The following is a 23,007-nucleotide window of genomic DNA, read 5'->3' on the forward strand; positions in this document are numbered from 1 at the left end:
GGGGAGAGGACGGTTGAGCACACAGTCATTGGCGGGACGCGCGGCGATCGTGACGGGAACAGCAAGCGGGATAGGGGCGGCGGTGGCGCGCCGCTTGGGCGAGGAAGGTGCATCCGTGGCGGGCTTCGATCTGAAGGCGTCGACGGGCGTGGCTCGGTCGCTGCAAGTGGACCTGCGCGACGACGCGGCGGTGGGTGAGGCAGTGGCTGCTGCCGCTGCCGCGCATGGGCCCGCAACGATCCTGGTGCATTGTGCCGGGGTCAGCCCACCGGGATCGATCCTCGAGTCCGATGATGCGTTGTTTCTCGAAACCTATGACATCAACGTGCTGTCCGCCGTGCGCCTGCTTCGTCATTGCGTGCCTGTCATGCGGGATGCAGGCGGCGGATCGGTGGTGCTGACCTCGTCGATCAATGCGAGCTTCGCGACACCCACGCTGGCGGCCTATGCGGCGAGCAAGGCGGCGGTCGAGTCGCTGGTACGCACGGCGGCATTGGAGTTCGCGCCGTGGCAGGTGCGTGTAAACGCCATGGCGCCAGCCTCGATCGACACCCCGATGATGCAAGTTTCCTTCGCCCGCGACAGCGATCCGGATACCGCACGCCTGCGCAACATCGGCCGCCATCCACTCGGACGGCTCGGCACGGCCGACGATGTCGCGGCTCTCGCCTTGTTCCTGGCGGGCGATGGCAGTGCCTGGCTGACCGGCGGCATTTTTCCGATTGACGGGGGCGCGTCGGTGACGCGCCGCTGAGGGGGCACGATGGGACGTGATTTCATAGCGATCAATTGGGGCAGTTCCAACTTTCGCGCTTACCTTCTCGACCACGTCGGTGTTGTCCGTGATGCATTCGCGGAACCGGCGGGCATTGCCTCGCTCGACCGTGACGGCATGGCCGCACAGATCGTGCGGCTGCTGCGGCGCTGGCCGGATGCGGGGACGATCTACGCCTGTGGCATGGTTGGCTCCAATGTCGGCTGGGAAGAAGTGGGTTACGCCGAATGTCCGATCGGACTCGACGGGCTGACGGCGAACCTGCACGCAAGCCACATCGCGGGGCGGACGATGTACATCGTGCCGGGGCTGGCGTGCCGGCGTGAAAGCGACGGTGCTCCCGACATCATGCGTGGCGAGGAGACCGAGCTCTTTGGCCTTCTGCGTGCGGGACGCTTGCCGCGCGACGGCATCGTCGCGCTCCCCGGCACGCACAGTAAATGGGTGCGTATCGCGCGCGGCCAGGTGATCGAGTTCATGACGGCGATGTCCGGCGAGATCTTCGACCGGCTGACGGCAGCCGGCATGCTCGCATCCATTGTCGCGGCGCCGGCGGCGTCCGGCACTGCGTTTGCCGCGGGAACAACCGCGGGCGCCGGGCGGTCGCTTGGGCTGGGTACGCAACTGTTCGGAGTCCGCGCCCGGGTGATCCGGAACGACCTGCCTCGGGAGGACGCTGCTTCCTACTTGCGTGGGTTGTTGATCGGCGCGGAGATTGCCGACGCCATGGCGCTCTATCCGATACGGCGCGACCAGGTCGTCACGCTGATCGGTGCCGCACCGGTCTGCGCGCTGTATGCGGAAGCGCTGGCGCGACTGGAGATACGTTCGGTTACCGTGGACGCCGGCGACGCGACGGCGCAAGGCTTCGCGGCAATACACGCGGCAACTGCGGGACCATCGCCATGAGTGGGTCGTTGGTGATCGCCGTCGCGCAACCAAACGCCCTCGTGGGCGAAGCGGTGCGCATGGATGGCGACGACGTCATCTGGGTCGACCCGCCGAACCGTCGCCTGCTGCGCTTGTGCGTGGCGGATGGCGTGCTCCGGGAGGTCGCGCTGTCCGTGCCGCTGTGGTCGTTGGCACAGCGGCCTGACGGATCCTGGGTCGGCGCGGGCGAGGAGGCATTCTGTGCGATCGATGTCCACACCGGCGAAATCTCGACCGGCGAGCCGGCGCCGTTGAGACCGGGTTGTCGACTCAATGACATGGTCGTCGATGCGCAGGGCGGCATGTGGGCGGGCTCGATGCATCGCGGCTTGCTGGGCGGGAAGGGCGCGCTTTACTACGCGGTCGATGTCGGCGCGCCGGTCGTCCAGGTGGCCGACGGTCTTGGTGTCGCCAACGGCATGGCATTCGTCGATGACGGCACATCGCTGCTGGTCGTCGATACCCTTGGCCGTACGTTGCTCTCCTATCCACGGCCCGGCAGGGATCTCACCCTCGCCGAGCCGGTGGTGGTCACCGATTTTCTCGATGTACCCGGCAAGCCCGACGGGATGGCGATCGGTCCGGGTGGCGCGGTGTGGGTGGCCATGTGGGGTGGCGCTTGCATCGTCCGACTGGCGGCGAACGGCGCTGTGGAGGAACGCGTGACGATGCCCGCCCCACATGTTGGCAGCTTGTGCTTTGACCGGCACGGCGACGCCTACGTGTCGAGCTCGCGGGCGCGGCTTACCGAAGCGATGTTACGGACGAATCCGGATTCGGGCGCGCTGTTCCGCGTGATTCTCCGCCGACAGTCGCGCGAGGCTTAAATCGTCCGCGTCGCCTCCACCGGGGGCACGCGTGACGCACGCCGTGCAGGCGAGAGAACGGCCAGTTGCCCAAGCAACAGCAGGAGCAACATCCCGCAGCCGACGTAAAGCAACGATAGCCGCGATGTCTCGAACGCCTGCATCATCCACGCATTGAGTGCGAAAGCCAGTACGACACCGGCAAGCGCGCCCCCCATGCTGATAAGGCCGTTCTCGGTGAGGAAGTAAACGAGGATGTCGCGACGCGTCGCGCCCAGCGCACGACGGATGCCGATCTGCCGACGACGTTGACCCACCCAGAAACTCGTCAGTCCCACGATGCCGGCGGCAGTGACCACGAGCAGGGTGACGCAGATCCCGGCGAGCATCCAGGCCAGGCCGCGATCGTTGCGGTAGGCCATGTCGCGCACCTGGCTGAAAGCCATGACGCCATGGGGCTGCGGAATGACACGCCGGGTGCTGAGTGCCTTGAGCGCGTCGGGCACGGAATGCAGCAGCGCCGGAAGTCGCCCGGGTTGTGCCCGGATGACAAAGAACGCGCGGTTATCCGTGATGCGCAGTGGAACGAAGATCGCGTCCTGCCAGCGAATGTCCTCACCACTCCGGGTCTCCGGCGTCTGCACATGATCGACGATGCCGATGATGGTGCTCGGGCGAGCATCGCTGTTGCCGATGTAGATCGCCTTGCCCAGGGCATGCCCGTCCGGAAACGCGCGCTGCGCGAGGGTGCGCGTCACGATGACCGTCGGGCTGTCGGCGCTGGCGTTAGGTGCCAGTGCACCGATTTCCTCGGAGCGGAAGTTACGTCCCTCGGCAATCTTGACGCCAAGGGTGTTCAGCGCATGGTCGTCGACGAAGTACAGCGAAGCGCCGTCACTGATGAAATGCTTGCTCATCGGATCCAGCCGGATGCCGCTCTGCCAGCTTCCGCCGAGCAGGGGAAAGGCGTTCGTCGCATAGGCATCCGCCACCCCCGGCAAGGCGCGCAGCATCGCCACATCGGCTGCCTGGCGCGCTGGCACTTCCGCGTCGGGTGCGACCCACGTGTTGTTGACGACCATGAGTTCGCTTTCGGCGATGCCGGTTTCGCGTGAAAGGCGGTGCAGGCGCTGCTCAATGACGAAGAGGGCATTGCAGACGATAGCGAGCGTCAACGCGACCTGCAGGGCGATGAGAACGGCACCGGCCTTGTGATAGCGGAGTGCGGCGAGGATAGGGCGGAAGGGCGGCATGACGGACTCCGGGTCAGTTGGCTTTGAGTTGCCATGCCGGCTGCACCCTTGAGGCGCGCCAGGTGGGATAGAACGCCGCGACCAGGGTGCTGGCCAGAGCGACGAGGACCGTGAGGCCGAGCAGGGGTAAGCTCATATGAACGAGGTTCGCGATGGCCGGATCGAACACGGCGCCGATGCACAACGTGCCTGCCGCAGTGAGGACGACGCCCAGCAAGCCACCGGCGAGGCCGACGGAGGCAGCTTCGAGCAGGAACTGCGCATAGATGGCGCCGCGCGAGGCACCGAGCGCCCTGCGGATGCCGATTTCCGGCGCACGACGCATGAACTTCGCCAGTAGTAGGCCGATCACGTTGATCAGGCAGATGACGAGGAAACCGACGGAAACCAGCAGCCCCATCTTTGCTTCCGGAGGTACGACGTGGCGAACGTCCAGCCACTCCATCACGTTGCGCAAGCGCACGTTCGGCGGCCACGAGAAGCGGCCGTCGCGAGTCTGTCCGGCCGAATAGTCGTTGAGGAACTGGCGGTAAGCGGTGGCGCTGGCGGCATCGGGAAGCTCGGCCCAGAAGCTGACGAAGATGCACTCGGAGTGGACGAAGTTATCCCAGCCTGGCTTGAAAGGACGGTTGCAGAGATTACCGCCGGCAGGATGGAGACCGTCGGCGATGGCCCGCGCGAACGGCATGTAGAGCTCACCCATGTCGCCGAAGCCGCCCTTTGCATCGAGATCGAAGAAGCGTGGCCGCGCTTCCCAGTGACCGGCGACGCCGACGATGCGGAACTGCTTCCCGTCGAGGTCGATCTCACGGCCGACGCTATTGGCGCCGCCGAACACGCGATCGTTGAGGCTCTTCCCGATCACGACCACGCGGGCACGTCCGGCGTCATCCGCCGCCGACCAGGGGGCCCCGAAGAGGAAGGGCACGTCGAACATGGGGAACATGTCGGCCTGCACGGCGTAGCCGCGTGCGGGGGACGCCATCGTGTTCGGATCGTCCGGAACGATGGATACGCCGATCGGATACAGCGGTGTCTGCCGCTTCGCCTTGTGTGCATCGACGAGCGCCATCGCATCTCGCCAGGTGAGCCAAGGCAGCGGCTCACCATCGCTATTGTCCGGCCCATAGTTGTCGATCTGCGCGATGAACAACTGCGATGACTTTTCCGGAATCGGGTCGCCCGACGTGACGCGAAACACCGCGTAACTGGTCATCGACGCCGCGACGCCCACCGCGATCACCAGCACCATCAACAGGGTGAGGACCGGATTGCGCCTGAGGCTGCGAAGCCCGAGTTGCACGTAGTAACCGAACATCGTTGGCGATCCCTGTGGTGTCGTTCCCAGGGGAGGTTAGCAAGGCGTGTGCCATGCGCCGCGCGGCGCCGCGCGGTCACCTTCGTCGCCACGGGCCTGTCCGCGGACAAACGTCCGGCGGACAGGCGGACGTGACCCCTTCAGGGGATCAGTCGCTCCGCGCGCAAACGCTCGAAGGCGTCGAAGAAGGCATCGTCGGTGGGTTGGTAATCGAGGAAGCCGAGGCGGCGGCTCTTCGACATGTCGGTAACGACTTCGATCGGCCGACCCAGGTCGGCGTCGCTGTGCCAGGCGGATACGAGGCGGTGCATATCGGGCTCGAGCAGGCCATGGCGTGTCGCCAACTCCCTCCACACGACGGCATCGTCGGCCATCTGCCGTTCGAGAGGGATAACCTCGCCATCGAAAGGCGCGGCTTCAAGGCCGAACCACGAGGCAAGGCGCGACCACATCCAGCTCCAGCGGAAGACATCGCCGTTGACCACGTTGAAGGCTTCGTTGGCGGCGGCCGGCGTGGTCGAGGCCCATACCAGGTGGCGGGCGAGCTGACGCGCGTCGGTCATATCGGTGAGACTCTGCCATTGCGCCGCCGAACCGGGAAAGCGGAACGGCCGGCCGGTCGCCTTGCAGATCGAGGCGTAGACGGCGAGCGTGGTCGCCATGTTCATGGCGTTCCCGACCGCCACGCCGATCACCGTGTGCGGACGATGCACGCTCCAGGTGAAGCCATCGCGGGCGGCGGCGGCGAACACCTCGTCTTCCTGCGCGTAGTAAAAGTTGTCGACATCAAGGCGGCCCTGCTCCTCGCGGAACGGTGTCTCGGGGAGTGCGCCCTTGCCGTAGGCCTCGAAAGGGCCAAGGTAGTGCTTGAGGCCGGTGACCAGGGCGACGTGACGAACGCTGCCGGTCGGTCGCAGCCCGTCGAGCAGGTGGCGAACCATCGCGGCATTGACTCGTATGTTTTCGCGCTCGTTGGCCTGCCGCGACCAGGTGGCGATGTAGACGTGGGTCGGCGCGATGTCGCCGAGCGCGACACGCGTGCCCTCGGCATCGGTGAGGTCGGCCGCCACGGCTCGTACGGCGGTCTGCGATCCCGGGCGGCGGGCGAGGGCGGCGACCGGCCAGCCGTCCTCGACGAGCCGTTCGGTAAGGGCGCTGCCGATGATGCCGCTGGCGCCGACGATGAGGGCTTTGTCGTTCATGGGGAGCTCGGGGAGGGAGGCCCTGTAACCATGGAGCCGCGAGGCGACCGTTCCAACCGTGCGAATCAAACGGGCGTTAGTTTCTTCATCACACGCGGAGGACTACTATCCGGTCCGCAAGGGCCGCCGTGTGCGCCCGTTTCACCTCCCATTCGAAGGAAGCTTCATGTCCGTACACCTGGTTGCCGCGCTCGATGAGAATTTTGCCATCGGCAAGCAGGGGGGGCTGCCCTGGCACCTCCCCGAAGATCTGCGTCACTTCAAGCGACTGACCACGGACAAGTCCGTGCTGATGGGGCGCAAGACCGCCGAGTCGATCGGCAAGGCCCTTCCGGACCGTGTGAACTACGTGCTTTCGCGCAAGGGCGAGGCGCCGTATCCGGGCCAGATCACCGTTCGTTCGGTAGCCGAGGCGCAGGCAAGCTGCAACCACGCGGGCCTCATGGTCATCGGTGGCGGCGAAGTGTTCCGCGAGGCGCTGCCGTATGCGCGCACGCTGTACCTGACCTGGGTCTACGCCGCCGTGGATGGCGCCGACGTGTTCTTCCCGGGCATCGATTTCAAGGAATGGGCCGAGGTGTCGCGCGTTCATCACAAGGCCGACAAGGAGCACGCCCACTCGTTCGACATGGTCGAATACGTCCGGAACGTCTGATGCATGTCGTTGCCGGCGTCCTCGTCGACGGTGCCGGACGGATCCTGATCGCGCAGCGACCGCCGGGTAAGCACCTGGCGGGCATGTGGGAATTCCCGGGCGGCAAGCTGGAGCCGGGCGAAACGCCACTGATGGCGCTGGAGCGCGAGCTCGACGAGGAACTCGGCATCGCGGTCGATCCGCTCTCTTTCGAGGCGCTCGTTCGCATTCCGTGGAACTACGGCGAGCGCGGCATGTTGCTTGAAGCGATTCTCGTGCGCGCCTGGGTGGGCGAGCCGAAGGCGCTCGACGCGGCCGAGATCCGCTGGCTTGATCCGCGCGATATCGATCCCGCGATGCTCGCGCCCGCGGACCGGCCCATCCTCGCGGCGACGCGGTTGCCGCCGCATTATCCGATCACACCGCCCGACGTGTCGGCCGATGACGCCGTCGCTTTGCTCACGAGCGCGCTGGCCCAGGGTGAGCGATTGCTTCAGCTTCGCGTGCCAGGGCTGCCGGTCGATGCGTTGCGCGGTGTGGCCGCTCGCGTGCTTCCGGAGCTGCGTGCGTTGGGTGCGACCTTGCTGCTCAGCCGCGATATCGACGGTGCGCTCGCATTCGGCGATGGCGTGGGGGTGCATCTGGCGGCATCGCAGCTCCATGCCCTGGATGCGCGACCCTTGCCACTGTCACAGACCGTCGCTGCGTCGTGTCACAACGCGGCCGAACTCGCACGTGCTTCGGCGCTGGGTTGCGACTTCGCGACGTTGTCTCCGGTGCACGCTACGGCGAGCCATCCGGGTGCCGAACCGCTGGGCTGGCCGCGTTTCGCGCAGCTGGCTGAAGCGGCGTCGTTGCCGGTGTATGCGTTGGGCGGGCTCGGGCCGGACGACGGGATGGAGGCACGGCTGCATGCGGCGCAGGGGGTTGCGGGGATTCGTGGTTTTTTTTGAGCCCCAGAGCATCGCCGCTGAAGCGGCTCCCACAGGGTGGCCTTGCTCCTTGTGGGAGCCGATTCATCGGCGATAGATCGCAAAGCGATCCTTATTTGGACTTCAGCCGCGCCACCAACGCCCGCAAAACCCCCTGCGTTTCATCCGCAAAGAAATCGTCGATGAAGCCCGGGTCGAGTAGATCGGTCGTATCGCCCCACACCGCGACCAGATCCGCGCGCGCAATGGCGCGCGTGCGCAGCATCGCCTTCGGTGGCAACTTGAGCATGTCGGTCATCCACATCACGGCGCGTTGGACGACCTGCTCGACGGTCGCCAGCTCGTCCACCAGGCCGATGACATGGGCCTGCTCGGCATCGACCATGGCGCCCGCGACAAGCAGGCGTTCCGCGCGGTAATTGCCGACGATGCGGCGCATGGCGAACTGGATCGGCTCCGGCACCGACAGGCCGACCTGCACTTCGTTGAGGCCGATCTTGTAAGGGCCGTGCGCCATGATGCGGTAGTCGCAGAACAGCGCGACCACGGCGCCGCCGGCCGGGCTGTGACCCGTAATGGCGGCCACGGTGGGGATGCTCGACGCGGCGATCGCACCGCAGAGGGCGAAGAACTCGTTCCAGAATTCCTGCACGCCCGCGCGATCGCGCTGGATCAGCGCCGGTACGTCCACGCCTGCAGAGAACATGCCCTGCGCGCCGGAGATGACGATGCCGCGCGCACCGTTGGACGGCGCTTCGACGATAGCCTCGCGCAGCGCACGCACGAGATTGATGTCGAACGCGTTGACCGGGGCACGCGCCATGCGGATTTCATGGATGCCGCCGTCGTGCGGAAGGATGTCGAGCATGGGCGCGTGTCCGTCGGTGATGTTGGGGGGATTATGACCGGGCAGTGCCGCAAGGGCATGCCGCACTGCGGTCGTACCGGGGTTACTGGTGCGGCAGATCGGCGTCGGCCCAGGTGTAACGCAGGGCGTAGTCGAGGCTCACCGAGCCATTGGCCGGCACATCCACCTGGAATTCCAGCAGATCCGGCGTCGACTTCGTCGGCTTGATCGACGAGGACGTCACCGCCCAGGCGCGCCAGCGACTCGGATGCTCGCGTACCGTGATCGTGCGCTTCGTGTCGCCGGCATTGGTCAGGGTAAGGCGGGTGCCCTCATCCATGCGATGCGACGCTGGGTCCGCGCTGAATGAGGTCTGCTCGCGGGTGGCGGAGAGGTCGAACGCATTGCCGAGGGAAACGGTCGCATCCTTGTTCTTCGGCGTGTCGTCGAGGCGGCCCTCGCCGAGCAGTTCGGCATTGCCGTCGCGGTCGGTGGTGAGTACGCGGACGTAGCCCGACGGCAATGCGTCGAACGCCTTGAAGCGAAGGTTCGAGACGATCTGCGTGCTCGGCGGCATGCCGATGTCGCGCTCAGTGCGCGGCGGGGTGCCGTAGTAGCGCATGTTGGTGTCGTAGACGGCTTCACGCTCGCAATCCAGCGTGCGACTGTCATACAGCGGCGTCTGCGTCACGCTGCCATCGGGCAGGTCCACGGCCGTCGGTAAGGTGTAGGTGCGCAAGTCGCCGAGCGTGGCCTGATGGGGCTCGTTCGCGGAGGCATCCATAGCCATCGCCGCGGGTGCGGCGCGCGCCATGAACATCTTCGGCTGCGGCGGCGCCTTGGCACGCTGGGCATCGCCAGCGACAAGCTTCAGGGAGACATCCTTCCAGTCGCGACCGCTGCGGTTGGCGATGCTGGCGGAGGCATCGAAGTTCATCTTGCAGGTGGCGCCGGGCGCGACCGTTGCCACATAGGCACCGCGCCAGCCCAATCCGGAGGTGGGGTAGTCGAGCTGCGCGGTGGTGTTGCCCGCGCTGCCGCCGGCGACGCGTACCTGCAGGGTAGACCCCCGGGCGAAGTCGGTGGCGTCGGCCGCGCGCAACGCCGCATAGCTCTTGATCAGGCTGGCCTGGCCGCTGGCTTCGCGGATCACCAGGGTGTCGCCGCCACGAACCAGTGTGCCACTGGCGATAGGCTGACCCGTGGTTCCGATGGCGGTGACGTTATGCCCGACCAGTCCGGCCACGGCACCGTCAAAGCCCTGCCCGAGCAGCAGGCGTTGGGAAACCACCCGTGTCCCCTTGCCGGGGAAGCGCAGCGAAAGCGCTTCGCTGTCCAGGGCGGCGGGGAGGCCATCGATGGAGAGATCCTGCGCGCCGCCCTTCAGGTCGAAGCTGCGACGTTCGTGGACCACGGCGTAACCATCGCCCGAGACGGCTTCGCCATTGGTGGCGAAAAGCTGGTCGCCCTCGGCGCGGTAGAGGGTGAGCGCGGTGCGCTCGTCGGTGGCGGCGAAGGCCGGCAGTGCGATGGCACCGGCGATCGCGAGAACAAGCAGACGACGCGACATAGTCTCTCTCCGTGATGATCCTGCGGGATCATACCGGGCGGACGTGAACCGTGACTTTGTGTAGGAGCCGATTCATCGGCGATGGGTGCTGGCGGCGATCTGGCCCGCTGCCGCGGGATCGCCGATGAATCGGCTCCTACAAGGAGGCGTCAGCCGTTTTGGGCTTCGGCGACGGCGTCGCGGATCACCTGCGGAAGCGGCACCGGTCTGCCGGTCTTCGTATTGATCCAGACCATGGTGACGCTGCCGTCCGCGTGAATCTTCGTCGCGTCCTGTGAATTGACGATGCGGTGGCCAACGGTCATCGAGCTGTTGCCGATGCGATTGACGAACAGCTCGATCTGGATGTCCGCCGGCCATTCGATCGGCAGGCGGTAGTTGATCTCGCTATGCGCCATCACCGGTGCGCTTTCCTCGCTGTACCACTTGCCGGGCAGGGTCTGCAGCCATTGCAGGCGTGCTTCCTGCAGGTAGACCAGGTAGTTCGCGTTGTTGACGTGCCGGTAGGCATCCAGGTCCTGCCAGCGGACGCCCATGGGCGTGATGAATAGCGGTATGGGCGTGTTCGAAGCGTCGGTGCTCATGCGGTTCGTTTCTTCTTCGCGGCCGGAGCCGTCTTCGCGGTGGATTTGCTGGGGGCGGGTTTCTTTGCCGGAGCCGGGGTCGAGGCCTTCGCTGATGCTTTAGCTGGCGCCTTCGCGACGGCCGACTTGGCGGCAGGCTTTGCAGTCGCCTTCGCTGCCGGTGCTGCAACGGGCGCGAGATGCGACTTCAAGAACCGACCGGTATGCGACGCCTTCGTGGCCGCCACGGTTTCAGGCGTGCCGCTGACCAGAATGCGCCCGCCACCCGAGCCGCCCTCGGGGCCGAGATCGATCAGCCAGTCGGCCGTCTTGATCACGTCGAGGTTGTGTTCGATGACGACCACGGTGTTGCCGTGTTCGACCAGCTTGTGCAACACGTCGAGGAGCTGCTCGATATCGTGGAAATGCAGGCCCGTCGTCGGCTCGTCGAGAATGTAGAGCGTGCTACCGGTGTCGCGCTTGGATAGCTCCTTCGACAGCTTCACGCGCTGTGCTTCACCACCGGAGAGCGTGGTCGCGCTCTGCCCGAGCTTAATGTAATCCAGGCCCACGGCGCGCAGGGTTTCCAGTTTGCGCGCGATCACCGGCACCGGCTCGAACAGCTTGAACGCGTCTTCCACCGTCATATCCAGCACGTCGGCGATGGTGTGACCTTTGTAGAGGACCTCTAGTGTCTCGCGGTTGTAGCGTTTGCCGTGGCAGACATCGCAGGGTACGTACACGTCCGGCAGGAAGTGCATTTCCACCTTGATCATGCCGTCGCCTTCGCAGGCTTCGCAGCGACCGCCGCGTACGTTGAAGCTGAAGCGTCCCGCCGAGTAGCCACGCTGACGCGACTCAGGCACCTGCGCGTACAGCTCCCGCAACGGCGTGAACAGGCCGGTGTAGGTGGCCGGATTGGAACGCGGCGTGCGGCCGATCGGCGACTGGTCGATATCGACCACCTTGTCGAACAGCTCGAGCCCTTCGATCGACTCATACGGGGCCGGCTGCTCGCCCGCGCCGTTGAGTTCCATCGCGGCAAGGCGATAGAAGGTGTCGTTGATCAGCGTGGACTTGCCCGAACCGGACACGCCCGTGACGCAGGTGAACGTGCCGACCGGAATACGAACGTCGACGTCCTTGAGGTTATTGCCGGTGGCGCCCTTGAGTTCGATCCACTGGTCGTCACGCGGCAGGCGGCGCTTCTTCGGCACGCGGATGCCGCGCTCACCGGTCAGGTACTTCGCCGTGACCGAGCGCGGCGAGGCGAGGATGTCTTTCAGCGACCCTTGACCCACAATCTCGCCGCCATGCACGCCCGCGCCGGGGCCGATGTCGAGGATGTGGTCGGCCGCACGGATGGCGTCCTCGTCGTGCTCGACCACGATCACCGTATTGCCGAGGTCGCGCAGGCGGGTGAGGGTGCCAAGCAGGCGTTCGTTGTCGCGCTGGTGCAAACCGATGGACGGTTCGTCGAGCACATACATCACGCCCACGAGGCCGGCACCGATCTGGCTGGCCAGGCGAATGCGCTGCGCCTCGCCGCCGGACAGGGAGTCCGCCTGGCGATCGAGTGTGAGGTAGTTCAGGCCGACATCGTTGAGGAAGGTCAGGCGCTCGCGGATCTCCTTGACGATCTTCACCGCGATCTCGCCACGCCAGCCCGGCAGCTTCAGGCCTTCGAAGAAGCCGAGGGCATGGTCGATGGCGAGCGAGGTGAGTTCGGGAATCGCGCGGTCGGCAACGAACACGTTGCGTGCCGACGGGTTCAGGCGCTGACCGCCGCAATCCGGGCAGGGATGATCCGCGATGTAACGGGACAGCTCCTCGCGGACGGCAGCCGACTCGGTTTCGCGGTAGCGACGCTCGAGGTTGGGCAGGATGCCTTCGAACTTATGCTCGCGGGTGACCTTGCCGCCGCGGTCCGTGATGTACCGGAACGGGATGACGTCCTTGCCTGAGCCGTTGAGCACGGCGTTCTGCATCGGTTTGGCCAGCTCGCGCCACGGCGTTTCCGGGTCGAACCCGTAGTACTTGGCCAGCGAGATGATCAGCTGGAAATAGTGTGCATTGCGACGGTCCCAGCCGCGGATGGCGCCGCCGGCGAGGCTGAGCTCGGGGTGGCCGACCACGCGCGACGGATCGAACACCTGGGTAACGCCCAGGCCATCGCAGGTCGGGCAGGCGCCGACCGGCGAATTGAACGAGAACAGGCGCGGCTCGAGCTCCGGGAGCGAGTAATCGCACATCGGGCAGGAAAAGCGTGACGAGAACAGCTGCTCCGCGGCCTTCGCGTCGTCCATGTCGACCAGGATGACAATGCCTTCGCCCAGGCGCAGGGCGGTCTCGAAAGACTCGGCCAGGCGTTGCTTGATGTCCTCGCGCGGACGGAAGCGGTCGATCACGGCTTCGATCGTGTGCTTCTGGCGCAGGGTCAGCGGCGGCACGGCGTCGAGGTCATAGACCTCGCCATCCACGCGGGCGCGGACGAAGCCTTGCGCGCGCAGCTGGTCGAACACCTGTACGTGCTCGCCCTTACGCTCACGGATCACCGGCGCCAGGAGCATCCACCGCTTGTCGGCATCGAGTGCCATCGCGGTGTCGACCATCTGGCTGACGGTCTGGGCTTCGAGCGCTATGCCATGGGTCGGACAGCGCGGGGTACCGACCCGCGCGTAGAGCAGGCGCAGGTAGTCGTACACCTCGGTGATCGTACCGACGGTGGAGCGGGGATTATGGGAAGTCGACTTCTGCTCGATCGAGATGGCCGGCGAGAGGCCTTCGATCGTGTCCACGTCCGGTTTTTCCATGATCGAGAGGAATTGCCGCGCATAGGCGGACAACGACTCGACGTAGCGACGCTGGCCTTCGGCATAGATCGTGTCGAAAGCCAGCGAGGATTTACCGGACCCGGACAGCCCCGTGATCACGATCAGGCGATCGCGGGGCAGGTCGAGGTCGATATTCTTGAGATTGTGCGTGCGGGCGCCGCGGATGCGAATGCTGTCCATGTGCCGACATAAATGGGGGAAGCCCCCGACTATACCAAGGGTTTTCCGCCTTCATTCCGCCTCGACTTGTGACGGTTCAGCACAGGTGATTTGCGGGATCGGTACCCCGCCGCATCGGCGTACCCGGCGGAGGCCGAGGCGGCTACCATGGCCGTCGCCCCGGGGAGGGGTGTGCCATCCATCCCGAAGAGGAACATGACGCATGCGTAAGTGGAAAGGGATTGCCGTCGGCCTGGTGCTGGCGGGTTGTGTGGGCCAGGCGCTCGCGGCGCAGCCCAGCGAGCAGCAGGTGCGCCAGCTGATGGACGCCGTCGGCATGGGCCGCATGCTTAGCCAGATGAACAGCCAGATGGCGGGCGTGATGCAGAGCGCTCTGCCTTGCGTGCCGGCCAGCTACTGGCAGGGTTTCGTGGACGCCAACGCGACCAATCAGCTCATCGGCCGCATGGTGCCGGTCTACCAGAAGCATTTCACCGCCGAGGATATCGACGGCCTGCTCAAGTTCTACCGTTCGCCGTTGGGCCAGAAGGTGATCACCCAGATGCCGGCGACCATGGCCGAGGGCATGCAAATCGGCAAGCAGTGGGGCCAGGAGCGCGGCCAGCAGATGGTTTCCCAGCTGCAGAGCCAGGGCACCCTGAACCCGCAGGGCCAGTGCCCGGCCAGCGGCACCGCCGCGAAACCCGCTACGCCGCCAACACCAGCGCCGGCTGCGCCGACGCCCTCCAAAAAGAAATAGCCCTGCCCACAGGGCGGCGGTACAACGCCGCCTACAGGGTATGGGGTAGGAGCGGACTTGTCCGCGAACCCTCAGGCTAGCCTCGGGCGAACGAGGCATTGCGCTGGCACAGGCCGGCTGTCCGGTCTTACGGAGCGGGCGGTTGGCTCTGTAGGTCATGACCGCCGGCACATATCTGGCGCAAAGCCTCCCTCGCCGGATCACCGCTGAGGGTTCGCCGCTGAAGCGGCTCCTACATAAGCCGTTGTTCGTAATGGTTTTTCAGTGGAATGGCGGGGTTGGCGCCGAGGCCGGTCACCTCGCCTTAACCATCTGATTGACCTTGCCTTTTCCCCTTGGCTATAATTCGCAGTTCGCAACACCCGCAAGACCCTAAAAAGAACTACATAATCAGCAACAGGAAACAACCATGAGCTACGCAGTCATCAAGACCGGTGGCAAGCAGTATCGTGTGATGGCAGGCGAAATCCTGCGCGTCGAACTGCTCACCGCCGAAGTCGATTCCACCGTCCAGTTCGACCAGGTCCTCCTGGTGGGCGAAGGCGAGTCGATCACCGTTGGCGCCCCCCTGGTCGCCGGTGCCACCGTCAGCGCGAAGATTCGTGCCCACGGTCGCGCGGATAAGATCCGCATCGTCAAGTTCCGTCGTCGTAAGCATTACAAGCGTACGCAGGGACATCGTCAGCATTACACCGAAATCGAGATCACGGGCATCAACGCCTGATCTGCGGAGGATATGAGTCATGGCACATAAAAAAGGCGTAGGTTCCAGCCGCAACGGTCGCGATTCGAACCCGAAATATCTCGGTGTGAAGATCTATGGCGGCCAGGCTGTTGAAGCCGGCAACATCATCGTTCGTCAGCGTGGCACCAAGTTCCATGCTGGCGTGGGCGTCGGCCTCGGCCGCGACCACACCCTGTTCGCCCTGATCGACGGCACGGTTGCCTTCAAGGTCCGTGGCGAAAAGGGTCGCAAGTTTGTCGACGTCGTCACGGCGTAAGCCTCATTCGACGCGATAACGAAGGCCCCGCCCACGGCGGGGCTTTTCGTTTGTAAAGCAGTTTCACTTCTTCACCCAGGCTCCCTTCCCATGAAATTCGTCGACGAAGCACAGATCAGGGTCACGGCCGGTACCGGCGGCAACGGCTGCGTCAGCTTCCGTCGAGAGAAATTCATCCCGTTCGGTGGCCCCGATGGTGGTGACGGCGGCAATGGCGGTTCGGTCTGGCTCGTGGCGGACGAAGGTCTCAACACGCTCGTCGACTTCCGTCACATGCGTGCCTTCAAGGCCGAGCGCGGGCAGGGCGGCATGGGCAGTCAGATGTACGGCAAGGGCGGCGACGATTCCGAGGTCCGCGTGCCGGTCGGAACCATCGTGATCAACGTCGATACCGACGAAGTGATCGGCGATCTCACGGCGCACGGCCAGCGTCTCAAGGTTGCGCAGGGCGGTCGTGGCGGCCTTGGCAATATCCATTTCAAGAGCTCGGTCAACCGCGCTCCGCGCAAATTCACCCCTGGCACGCCGGGCGAAGTCCGCGACATCAAGCTCGAGATGCGCCTGCTCGCGGATGTCGGTCTGCTGGGCTTCCCGAATGCGGGCAAGAGCACCTTTATCCGTGCCGTATCGGCGGCGACGCCGCGCGTGGCGGATTACCCGTTCACCACGCTGCACCCGAACCTGGGTGTCGTGCGCATCGGTTACGACCAGAGCTTCGTGATCGCCGATATCCCCGGGATTATCGAGGGTGCGGCCGAAGGCGCGGGCCTGGGTATCCAGTTCCTGCGTCACGTCTCGCGTACCAGCCTGCTGCTGCACGTGGTCGATATCCAGCCGATCGACGGTTCCGACCCGGTTGAGCAGGTCCGCACGATCGAGAAAGAGTTGGCTGAATTCGACGCCGAGCTGGTTACCCGCCCGCGCTGGCTCGTGATCAATAAATCCGACGTGTTCTCCGACGAAGCCGAGCTTCATCGCGTGGCGGACGATATCGTCGCCCGCCTGGAGTGGAAGGATCCCTGGTTCCTGGTCTCCGCAGCCAGCGAAATCGGCACCTGGGATGTCTGCCTCAAGGTGCAGCAGTTCTTCGATGCCGAGCGCGAGAAGCAGCGCGATAACAAGGAAATGGCCGACGACGTGCGCATGCGCGGCGAATAAGGCCTTGCAAGGAGGTGGCTCCTTGTGGGAGCCGCTTCAGCGGCGATTGAGTGCTTGCCTCGGACTGGCCCGCTGCCGCGGGATCGCCGATGAATCGGCTCCCACAGGAATCGGCTCCCACAGGAATCGGCTCCCATCGTAATGAGGGCAACAAAAAAGCCGGCTTGCGCCGGCTTTTTTGCGAACAGCGATGTCGCGCAGGCAATTACGCCAGGTCGCGGATCTTCGCGTTCAGGCGGCTCTTGTGACGGGCAGCCTTGTTCTTGTGGATGAGGCCGCGTGCAGCGTAGCGGTCCATCACCGGCACGGCGACGGCGTAAGCCGTGGCTGCGCCAGCCTTATCCTTGGCGTCGATCGCCTTGACGACCTTCTTCAGTGCGGAACGCACCATGGAACGCGCGCTGACGTTGCGCAGACGGCGCTGCTCCGACTGACGCGCACGCTTCTTCGCGGACTTGATGTTGGCCAAGGTGAAGCTCCAGAGTTCTGTTGGTTTTAAGAAAGACGCCCATTTTGAGGCCAAAGACGGGTCGCGTCAATAGCTTAGAGCCCGCGCAGGCGGGCCTGGAGGGCGGGGCGGGCACGCTGCCCGTGAAATTCCAGACCGCAGACTGTCCTCCGCTAGCCCGCCGCTGTCAAACTAGGGGTTTGCGGTCACCCGGACACGGATGAAAACCCCCAGCCTTCTTCGCGGCGTGCTGTCCTTTAGCGGCATGACCATGGTCTCCCGTGTGCTCGGCCTGGTCCGCGACATGGCGATCAACGCCTCGTTTGGCGCCAATGCCGCCACGGACGCGTTCTGGGTGGCTTTCCGCATTCCGAACTTCATGCGCCGCCTGTTCGCCGAGGGCTCCTTCTCTACAGCTTTCGTGCCGGTGTTCACCGAGGTCAAGGAGACCCGTCCGCACGACGATCTCAAGCAGCTGATGTCGCGCACGGCGGGCACGCTCGGTGGCGTCCTGTTGGTGGTGGTGGCCCTGGGCGTGATCTTCGCGCCGCAGGTAACGGCGTTGTTTTCTCCCGGCGCGGTCGAGACGCCCGAGAAATTCGAGCTCACCGTCAACCTGCTGCGCCTGACCTTCCCCTTCCTGTTGTTCGTCTCGCTGACCGCGCTCAGCGGCGGCGCGCTCAACAGCTTCCACAAGTTCGGCCTCCCGGCGCTGACGCCGGTGATCCTCAACCTGTGCATGATCGGCGGCGCGCTGTGGCTCGCACCCAGGCTGCATACGCCGATCATGGCCATGGGCTGGGCGATCCTTGTCGCCGGCATCCTCCAGCTGGCCTTCCAGCTGCCGACGCTGCGCCGCCTGGATCTGCTCGCCCTTCCGCGGTGGGGCTGGAGCTCGCCGGACGTGCGCCGGATCATGCGGCTGATGGTGCCGACCCTGTTCGGCTCCTCCGTGGCCCAGATCAACCTGCTGCTGGATACAGTGATCGCTTCGCTGCTGGTGGCGGGGTCGCAGAGCTGGCTCTCCCAGGCCGATCGCTTCCTCGAACTGCCGCTAGGCGTGTTCGGCGTCGCGTTGGGCACGGTGATCCTGCCGTCGCTGTCGCGCCATCACGTCGGCGCGGACAAGGAAGCGTTCTCACGGGCGCTGGACTGGGGCCTGCGGACGACCCTGCTGATCGCGGTGCCGGCGATGTTCGCGCTGATGATCCTTTCGGTCCCCCTGGTGGCGACAATCTTCCAGCACGGCGCATTCACTGCGTTCGATACACGGATGGCCTCCTTGTCGATTTCGGCCCTGAGTTTCGGTCTGCCCGCGTTCGCCCTGGTCAAGGTGGTGCTGCCGGCGTTCTACTCCCGCAAGGACACCCGTACCCCGGTGCGTGCCGGCGTCGCCTCGCTGGTGGCCAACATGGTCTTTAACGTGGCCTTCCTGGCCCTGCTGTTCTTTCTCTGGGCGAGCCCGGCGCAGAAGGCCGGCTCGTGGTTCGCCGCGCTTTCGGCTATTCCCGGCCTGCACATGGCCCTGGGCATGGCCAGCGCGCTGGCCAGCTACCTCAACCTCATCCTGCTTTGGCGCTGGCTGGGCAAGGCCGGTGTCTACGAGCGCCAGCCCGGCTGGGCCCGGCACCTGCTGCGCCTGGGCGTGGCCTGCGCAGCGATGGTCGCCGTGTTGTTGGCTGGCCTCGCCGTCTGGCCCGAGTGGACCGATGTCGAGAAGTGGGAGCGCGTATGGCGTCTGGCCGTACTCGTGGTCGCCGGCGGTGGCGCCTACCTCGTGGCGCTGTTCGCGATGGGTTTCCGCCTGCGCGACCTGCGCACCCGCTGAGACTCGGCGGCGGGCCCGGCGACTCGCATTGTGCGGCGCAATGGGCCGGCTATACTGGCCCGATGGCTTTTATTCCGCATCGCTTCCAGGACGCCCACGCATGACGCTGCGACTCCATCGCGACGTCGACGGACCCTGCCTGGCACCCCAGGGCAGCGTCGTCGCGATCGGCGCTTTCGACGGCCTGCATCTCGGCCACCAGACCATCCTCGACGAGGTGCGCCGTCGCGCCGAGGCGCGTGGCTTCGTGCCCGCCGTAATCACCTTCGAGCCCCTACCGCGGGCGTTCTTTTCGAAGGAGCCCGTACCGCGCCTCTCCGGCGTGCGTGAGAAGGCTGAAGGCATGTCGGCCGCGGGCATTCGCGAGCTGCTGTCGCTGCGCTTCGACGAGGCGCTCACCGCCATGTCGGCCGAAGACTTCGTCCGTCGCGTGATCGTTGGCCGGCTGGCCGCCCGGGAAGTCTGGGTCGGTGAGGATTTTCGCTTCGGCCACCGCCGGGGCGGTGACTTCGCGCTGCTGCAGAACATGGGCGCCGAGCTCGGTTTCACCGCCCACGCCGTGCCCCCGGTCATTATCGACGGCGAGCGCGTGTCGTCGTCGAAGGTGCGCACCCTGCTTGGTGAGGGCCGCTTCGCCGAGGCGACGCGACTGCTCGGCCGCCCCTTCGTGATCGACGGGCACGTCGAACACGGCCAGCAGCTTGGCCGCACCCTTGGATATCCGACCGCGAATGTCCATCTCAGTGAGAGGGTCAGCCCGGTTCAGGGTATTTTCGCCGTGCGCATCGGTATCGGTGACGGACCCTGCAGTTGGCCCGGCGTGGCAAGCCTCGGCTTCCGGCCGACGGTGAACGAGGTGCGCGAGCCCCTGCTCGAGGCGCACCTGTTCGATTTCTCCGGTGACCTCTACGGCCAGCGCATCGGCGTGGAGTTCGTGCGGAAACTGCGTGACGAAGAAAAATTCGACGGCCTCGACGCCCTGACTGCACAGATGCATCAGGACGAGATCGCCGCCCGGCAAGCCCTTGGCATGAACCCCATGCTTGCCTCAGAAAACCACGGTTGACAGCGATGACCCAGGATTACAAGAACACGATCAACCTGCCGCAGACGGCCTTCCCGATGCGCGGCGACCTGCCCAAGCGCGAGCCGGGCTGGCTGGCCAACTGGGAGCGCGTGAACCGCTACGCGCAGATCCAGGAAAAGGCTGCCGACCGCGACAAGGTGTTCGTGCTGCACGATGGCCCGCCCTATGCGAACGGCGCGATTCACCTTGGGCACGCCGTGAACAAGGTGCTCAAGGACGTCGTCGTCAAGTCGAAGCTGATGGCGGGCTATCGCGCGCCCTACGTGCCCGGCTGGGACTGCCACGGCCTGCCCATCGAAATCGCCATCGAGAAGAAGTTCGGCAAGGCGGGCGACAAGCTCGACGCCGCCGCCTTCCGCCAGAAGTGCCGCGAATACGCCATGGCGCAGATCGATCTGCAGCGCGTGGACTTCAAGCGCCTCGGTGTCCTGGGCGACTGGGAAAAGCCGTATCGCACACTGGATTTCACCTACGAAGCCGACATGATCCGCGCCCTCGCGCGCATCGTGGAGAACGGCCACGTCGTGCGCGGGGCGAAGCCGGTCTATTGGTGCTTCGACTGCGGTTCGGCACTGGCCGAGGCGGAAATCGAATACGCCGACAAGACCTCGCCGGCCGTGGATGTCGCCTACGACGCCGTGGACCCCGTGTCCTTCGGCGCGCTGTTCGGCATCGCCGCCGGTGACGCCATGATCGCCGTGCCGATCTGGACGACGACGCCGTGGACGCTGCCGGCCAGCCAGGCCGTGTCGCTCGGTGGCGAGATCGAATACTCGCTGGTCGAAGGTCCTTCGCGTAACGGCAAGCCGCTGCTGCTCGTCATCGCCTCGGCGCTGGCGGAGAAAGCGCTGGCGCGCTACGGCGTGGATACCGTGAACGTGCTCGGTCGCGTGCAGGGTGCGGTGCTGGAGAACCAGCCGCTGCGTCACCCGTTCTACGACAAGCACGTGCCGGTCATCCTCGGCGAGCATGTGTCCGACGAAGACGGTACCGGCGCGGTGCACACCTCGCCCGACCACGGTGCGGAAGACTTCGTGGTCAGCCAGCACTACGGCATCGGTACGCTCAACTACGTGGACGGCCGTGGCGTGTATCGCAGCGACCTTCCGCTCGCGGGCGACGTGTCGTTCGCCGGCATGCATATCTGGAAGGCCAACGACGCGATCGTCGACCTGCTGCGCGCTCGCGGCGTACTGCTCGCCTTCGCCAAGCTTACGCACAGCTACCCGCATTGCTGGCGCCACAAGACGCCGGTGATCTTCCGTGCCACGCCGCAGTGGTTCATCGGCATGGAGCAGGCCGGCCTGCGCCGCACCGCGCTCTCATCGATCAAGTCGGTCCGTTGGATTCCGGGTTGGGGTGAAGAACGCATTGCCGGCATGGTCGACGGCCGTCCCGACTGGTGCATTTCGCGCCAGCGCACCTGGGGCGTGCCCATCGCGCTGTTCGTCGACAAGAATACGCACGAGCCGCATCCGGACAGCGTGCAGTTGCTGGAGAAGGTGGCGCAGCGTGTGGCCCGTGAAGGCATCGACAGCTGGTTCTCGCTGGATGCGCGCGAGTTGCTGGGCGACGACGCGGACAAGTACGAAAAGGTCACCGACGTTCTCGACGTCTGGTTCGATTCCGGCGTGAGCCACTTCGCCGTGATCGGTGCGCGCCCGGAGTTACAGGCCGGCGACGCCAGCGAATACAAGGTGATGTACCTGGAAGGTTCCGATCAGCATCGCGGCTGGTTCCAGTCCTCGTTGCTCACGTCGGCGGCGATCAACGGTCGTGCGCCTTACGACCACGTGCTCACCCACGGCTTCACCGTGGACGCACAGGGCCGCAAGATGTCCAAGTCCATGGGCAACGGCATCGAGCCGCAGGACATCATGAAGACCCTCGGTGCGGACATCCTGCGCCTGTGGATCTGCTCGACCGATTACCGCAACGAAATGTCGCTGTCGGACGAGATCCTCAAGCGCGTGGCCGATACGTATCGCCGCGTGCGTAACACCGCGCGCTTCCTGCTCGGCAACCTCGACGGTTTCGATCCGGACAAGCACCTGCTGCCCACCGCCGGCTGCCTCGATCTGGATCGCTGGGCCGTGCAGCAGGCGGCCGATACGCAGGCCGCGATCGTCGCCGCGTACGAGCGCTACGATTTCCCGGAGATCGTCCAGCGCGTGCAGAACTTCTGCACGAACGAACTCGGTGCGTTGTACCTCGATATCACCAAGGACCGCTTGTACACGATGCCGACCGACAGTCGCGGTCGTCGCAGTGCGCAGAGCGCGATGTACCGCATTCTCGAAGCGATGGTGCGTTGGCTCGCACCGATCGTTACGTTCACCGCGGAAGAAATCTGGGCGAGCATGCCGGGTTCGCGCAGTGAGTCCGTGCTGTTCGAGACCTGGTACGACGGTCTCGACGTGCGTGAGGACGGTGACGCGCGCGGCGGGTGGTCGACCCTGCTCGGTATCCGTGCATCGGCCTCGCAGGTGCTGGAACGCATGCGCAAGGACGGTCAGATCGGTGCTTCGCTCGACGCCACGCTGACGATCCACGCCGACACCGCCACCCAGGCGGCGCTGGCCGAATCCGCCAGCGAGCTCCGTTTCTTCTTCATCACCTCGGAAGTCACGCTGTCGCCGCTGGAAGGTCGCCCGACCGCGGCCGAGCGCGTGGAACTCGATGGTGCCGAGGTTTATGTCTCGGCGGCGGTGAGCGAGGCCGCGAAGTGCATTCGCTGCTGGCAGCATCGTTCCGATGTCGGCGTGGATCCGGCGCATCCCGAGATCTGCGGGCGTTGCGTCGAGAACGTGACGGGGCAGGGCGAAGATCGCCGCTGGTTCTGAGGTACCGGTCCCGACCCGAACCCTCCGCGCCGTCAACCGGCGGCGCGGCCGCTCCGCTT

Annotated in this window: 20 protein-coding genes; 12 read left to right on the plus strand and 8 right to left on the minus strand. The window is 65.4% G+C overall.

The genetic code is table 11. The features are described 5' to 3' along the window. Window positions 1-49: 49 nt before the first annotated feature. The 3 genes from HB634_RS12500 to HB634_RS12510 are packed head-to-tail and all read left to right on the plus strand — an operon-like array spanning window position 50 to window position 2,532. Complete coding sequence (locus tag HB634_RS12500) at window positions 50-754, plus strand: SDR family oxidoreductase (protein ID WP_345777498.1); 705 nt, start codon at window positions 50-52, stop codon at window positions 752-754. A 9-nt stretch (window positions 755-763) separates the two neighbouring features. Next, a complete protein-coding gene (locus tag HB634_RS12505) occupies window positions 764-1,684 on the plus strand; it encodes a 2-dehydro-3-deoxygalactonokinase (protein ID WP_213948788.1) in 921 nt (306 codons plus the stop codon). After that, the gene (locus HB634_RS12510; protein WP_213948789.1) at window positions 1,681-2,532 is read left to right on the plus strand and encodes an SMP-30/gluconolactonase/LRE family protein; all 852 of its coding nucleotides are present in this window, start codon (window positions 1,681-1,683) and stop codon (window positions 2,530-2,532) included. The genes HB634_RS12505 and HB634_RS12510 overlap by 4 nt, the downstream gene beginning before the upstream one ends. Here the strand turns inward: HB634_RS12510 and HB634_RS12515 are convergent. From HB634_RS12515 to HB634_RS12525, 3 genes are all read right to left on the minus strand, one after another. After that, complete coding sequence (locus tag HB634_RS12515; protein WP_063572982.1) at window positions 2,529-3,764, minus strand: FtsX-like permease family protein; 1,236 nt, start codon at window positions 3,762-3,764, stop codon at window positions 2,529-2,531. The genes HB634_RS12510 and HB634_RS12515 overlap by 4 nt on opposite strands. Before the next feature lie 13 nt (window positions 3,765-3,777). Continuing rightward, a complete protein-coding gene (locus HB634_RS12520) occupies window positions 3,778-5,082 on the minus strand; it encodes an ABC transporter permease (RefSeq protein WP_063572981.1) in 1,305 nt (434 codons plus the stop codon). A gap of 140 nt (window positions 5,083-5,222) precedes the next feature. Then, window positions 5,223-6,284, minus strand: coding sequence for an SDR family oxidoreductase (locus HB634_RS12525; RefSeq protein WP_213948790.1), 1,062 nt, complete (start codon window positions 6,282-6,284; stop codon window positions 5,223-5,225). A gap of 166 nt (window positions 6,285-6,450) precedes the next feature. On the opposite strand from HB634_RS12525, the gene HB634_RS12530 reads away from it, so the two are divergent. Continuing rightward, a complete protein-coding gene (locus HB634_RS12530) occupies window positions 6,451-6,939 on the plus strand; it encodes a dihydrofolate reductase (protein ID WP_063571089.1) in 489 nt (162 codons plus the stop codon). Continuing rightward, the gene (locus HB634_RS12535) at window positions 6,939-7,871 is read left to right on the plus strand and encodes a Nudix family hydrolase (RefSeq protein WP_213948791.1); all 933 of its coding nucleotides are present in this window, start codon (window positions 6,939-6,941) and stop codon (window positions 7,869-7,871) included. Before HB634_RS12530 ends, HB634_RS12535 begins: the two co-directional genes overlap by 1 nt. 91 nt (window positions 7,872-7,962) lie before the next feature. Here the strand turns inward: HB634_RS12535 and HB634_RS12540 are convergent, their stop codons facing one another. The 4 genes from HB634_RS12540 to uvrA form a co-directional block, all read right to left on the minus strand. Further along, on the minus strand, window positions 7,963-8,718 hold the full coding sequence (locus HB634_RS12540; protein WP_213948792.1) for an enoyl-CoA hydratase/isomerase family protein: 756 nt from the start codon (window positions 8,716-8,718) through the stop codon (window positions 7,963-7,965). A gap of 82 nt (window positions 8,719-8,800) precedes the next feature. Continuing rightward, window positions 8,801-10,267, minus strand: a complete 1,467-nt coding sequence (locus HB634_RS12545) for a DUF4139 domain-containing protein (RefSeq protein WP_213948793.1) — start codon at window positions 10,265-10,267, stop codon at window positions 8,801-8,803. 149 nt (window positions 10,268-10,416) lie between these two features. Beyond that, window positions 10,417-10,851, minus strand: coding sequence for a thioesterase family protein (locus HB634_RS12550; protein WP_213948794.1), 435 nt, complete (start codon window positions 10,849-10,851; stop codon window positions 10,417-10,419). Next, window positions 10,848-13,844, minus strand: a complete 2,997-nt coding sequence (uvrA, locus tag HB634_RS12555; protein ID WP_213948795.1) for an excinuclease ABC subunit UvrA — start codon at window positions 13,842-13,844, stop codon at window positions 10,848-10,850. The genes HB634_RS12550 and uvrA overlap by 4 nt, the downstream gene beginning before the upstream one ends. 202 nt (window positions 13,845-14,046) lie before the next feature. On the opposite strand from uvrA, the gene HB634_RS12560 reads away from it, so the two are divergent. The 4 genes from HB634_RS12560 (at window position 14,047) to cgtA (ending at window position 16,742) form a co-directional block, all read left to right on the plus strand. Beyond that, a complete protein-coding gene (locus HB634_RS12560; RefSeq protein WP_213948796.1) occupies window positions 14,047-14,583 on the plus strand; it encodes a DUF2059 domain-containing protein in 537 nt (178 codons plus the stop codon). A gap of 409 nt (window positions 14,584-14,992) precedes the next feature. Next, window positions 14,993-15,307, plus strand: coding sequence for a 50S ribosomal protein L21 (rplU, locus tag HB634_RS12565; protein ID WP_036111437.1), 315 nt, complete (start codon window positions 14,993-14,995; stop codon window positions 15,305-15,307). Window positions 15,308-15,326: 19 nt separating this feature from the next. Further along, window positions 15,327-15,584: a 50S ribosomal protein L27 gene (rpmA, locus tag HB634_RS12570; RefSeq protein ID WP_063571082.1), complete on the plus strand. Its 258-nt coding sequence runs from the start codon at window positions 15,327-15,329 to the stop codon at window positions 15,582-15,584. Between the two features lie 90 nt (window positions 15,585-15,674). Continuing rightward, window positions 15,675-16,742, plus strand: coding sequence for an Obg family GTPase CgtA (gene cgtA / locus HB634_RS12575; RefSeq protein ID WP_063571081.1), 1,068 nt, complete (start codon window positions 15,675-15,677; stop codon window positions 16,740-16,742). A 205-nt stretch (window positions 16,743-16,947) separates the two neighbouring features. On the opposite strand, the gene rpsT is transcribed toward cgtA, so the two are convergent. After that, window positions 16,948-17,211 (minus strand): 30S ribosomal protein S20, encoded by a 264-nt coding sequence (gene rpsT, locus HB634_RS12580; RefSeq protein ID WP_063571080.1) that lies wholly within the window; start codon window positions 17,209-17,211, stop codon window positions 16,948-16,950. 199 nt (window positions 17,212-17,410) lie between these two features. Here rpsT and murJ point away from each other — a divergent pair, with 199 nt between their 5' ends. The 3 genes from murJ to ileS all read left to right on the plus strand — a co-directional run bounded on the left by murJ (window position 17,411) and on the right by ileS (window position 22,948). After that, window positions 17,411-19,018, plus strand: a complete 1,608-nt coding sequence (gene murJ / locus HB634_RS12585) for a murein biosynthesis integral membrane protein MurJ (protein WP_213948797.1) — start codon at window positions 17,411-17,413, stop codon at window positions 19,016-19,018. A gap of 100 nt (window positions 19,019-19,118) precedes the next feature. Further along, on the plus strand, window positions 19,119-20,084 hold the full coding sequence (locus HB634_RS12590; protein ID WP_063573978.1) for a bifunctional riboflavin kinase/FAD synthetase: 966 nt from the start codon (window positions 19,119-19,121) through the stop codon (window positions 20,082-20,084). 5 nt (window positions 20,085-20,089) lie between these two features. Next, window positions 20,090-22,948: an isoleucine--tRNA ligase gene (gene ileS / locus HB634_RS12595; RefSeq protein ID WP_213948798.1), complete on the plus strand. Its 2,859-nt coding sequence runs from the start codon at window positions 20,090-20,092 to the stop codon at window positions 22,946-22,948. The last annotated feature ends 59 nt before the right edge of the window (window positions 22,949-23,007 follow it).

Origin of the sequence: Luteibacter sp. dw_328, assembly GCF_018449605.1 — a bacterium.
Taxonomy (GTDB): Bacteria; Pseudomonadota; Gammaproteobacteria; order Xanthomonadales; family Rhodanobacteraceae; genus Luteibacter.

Excerpts from the sequence above, each read along its gene's own strand:
- HB634_RS12505 (WP_213948788.1), top strand. The coding sequence starts at position 764 with ATGGGACGTGATTTCATAGCGATCAATTGGGGCAGTTCCAACTTTCGC.
- HB634_RS12510 (WP_213948789.1), top strand. The coding sequence starts at position 1,681 with ATGAGTGGGTCGTTGGTGATCGCCGTCGCGCAACCAAACGCCCTCGTG.
- HB634_RS12515 (WP_063572982.1), bottom strand. The coding sequence starts at position 3,764 with ATGCCGCCCTTCCGCCCTATCCTCGCCGCACTCCGCTATCACAAGGCC.
- HB634_RS12520 (WP_063572981.1), bottom strand. The coding sequence starts at position 5,082 with ATGTTCGGTTACTACGTGCAACTCGGGCTTCGCAGCCTCAGGCGCAAT.
- HB634_RS12525 (WP_213948790.1), bottom strand. The coding sequence starts at position 6,284 with ATGAACGACAAAGCCCTCATCGTCGGCGCCAGCGGCATCATCGGCAGC.
- HB634_RS12530 (WP_063571089.1), top strand. The coding sequence starts at position 6,451 with ATGTCCGTACACCTGGTTGCCGCGCTCGATGAGAATTTTGCCATCGGC.
- HB634_RS12535 (WP_213948791.1), top strand. The coding sequence starts at position 6,939 with ATGCATGTCGTTGCCGGCGTCCTCGTCGACGGTGCCGGACGGATCCTG.
- HB634_RS12540 (WP_213948792.1), bottom strand. The coding sequence starts at position 8,718 with ATGCTCGACATCCTTCCGCACGACGGCGGCATCCATGAAATCCGCATG.
- HB634_RS12545 (WP_213948793.1), bottom strand. The coding sequence starts at position 10,267 with ATGTCGCGTCGTCTGCTTGTTCTCGCGATCGCCGGTGCCATCGCACTG.
- HB634_RS12550 (WP_213948794.1), bottom strand. The coding sequence starts at position 10,851 with ATGAGCACCGACGCTTCGAACACGCCCATACCGCTATTCATCACGCCC.
- uvrA (WP_213948795.1), bottom strand. The coding sequence starts at position 13,844 with ATGGACAGCATTCGCATCCGCGGCGCCCGCACGCACAATCTCAAGAAT.
- HB634_RS12560 (WP_213948796.1), top strand. The coding sequence starts at position 14,047 with ATGCGTAAGTGGAAAGGGATTGCCGTCGGCCTGGTGCTGGCGGGTTGT.
- rplU (WP_036111437.1), top strand. The coding sequence starts at position 14,993 with ATGAGCTACGCAGTCATCAAGACCGGTGGCAAGCAGTATCGTGTGATG.
- rpmA (WP_063571082.1), top strand. The coding sequence starts at position 15,327 with ATGGCACATAAAAAAGGCGTAGGTTCCAGCCGCAACGGTCGCGATTCG.
- cgtA (WP_063571081.1), top strand. The coding sequence starts at position 15,675 with ATGAAATTCGTCGACGAAGCACAGATCAGGGTCACGGCCGGTACCGGC.
- murJ (WP_213948797.1), top strand. The coding sequence starts at position 17,411 with ATGAAAACCCCCAGCCTTCTTCGCGGCGTGCTGTCCTTTAGCGGCATG.
- HB634_RS12590 (WP_063573978.1), top strand. The coding sequence starts at position 19,119 with ATGACGCTGCGACTCCATCGCGACGTCGACGGACCCTGCCTGGCACCC.
- ileS (WP_213948798.1), top strand. The coding sequence starts at position 20,090 with ATGACCCAGGATTACAAGAACACGATCAACCTGCCGCAGACGGCCTTC.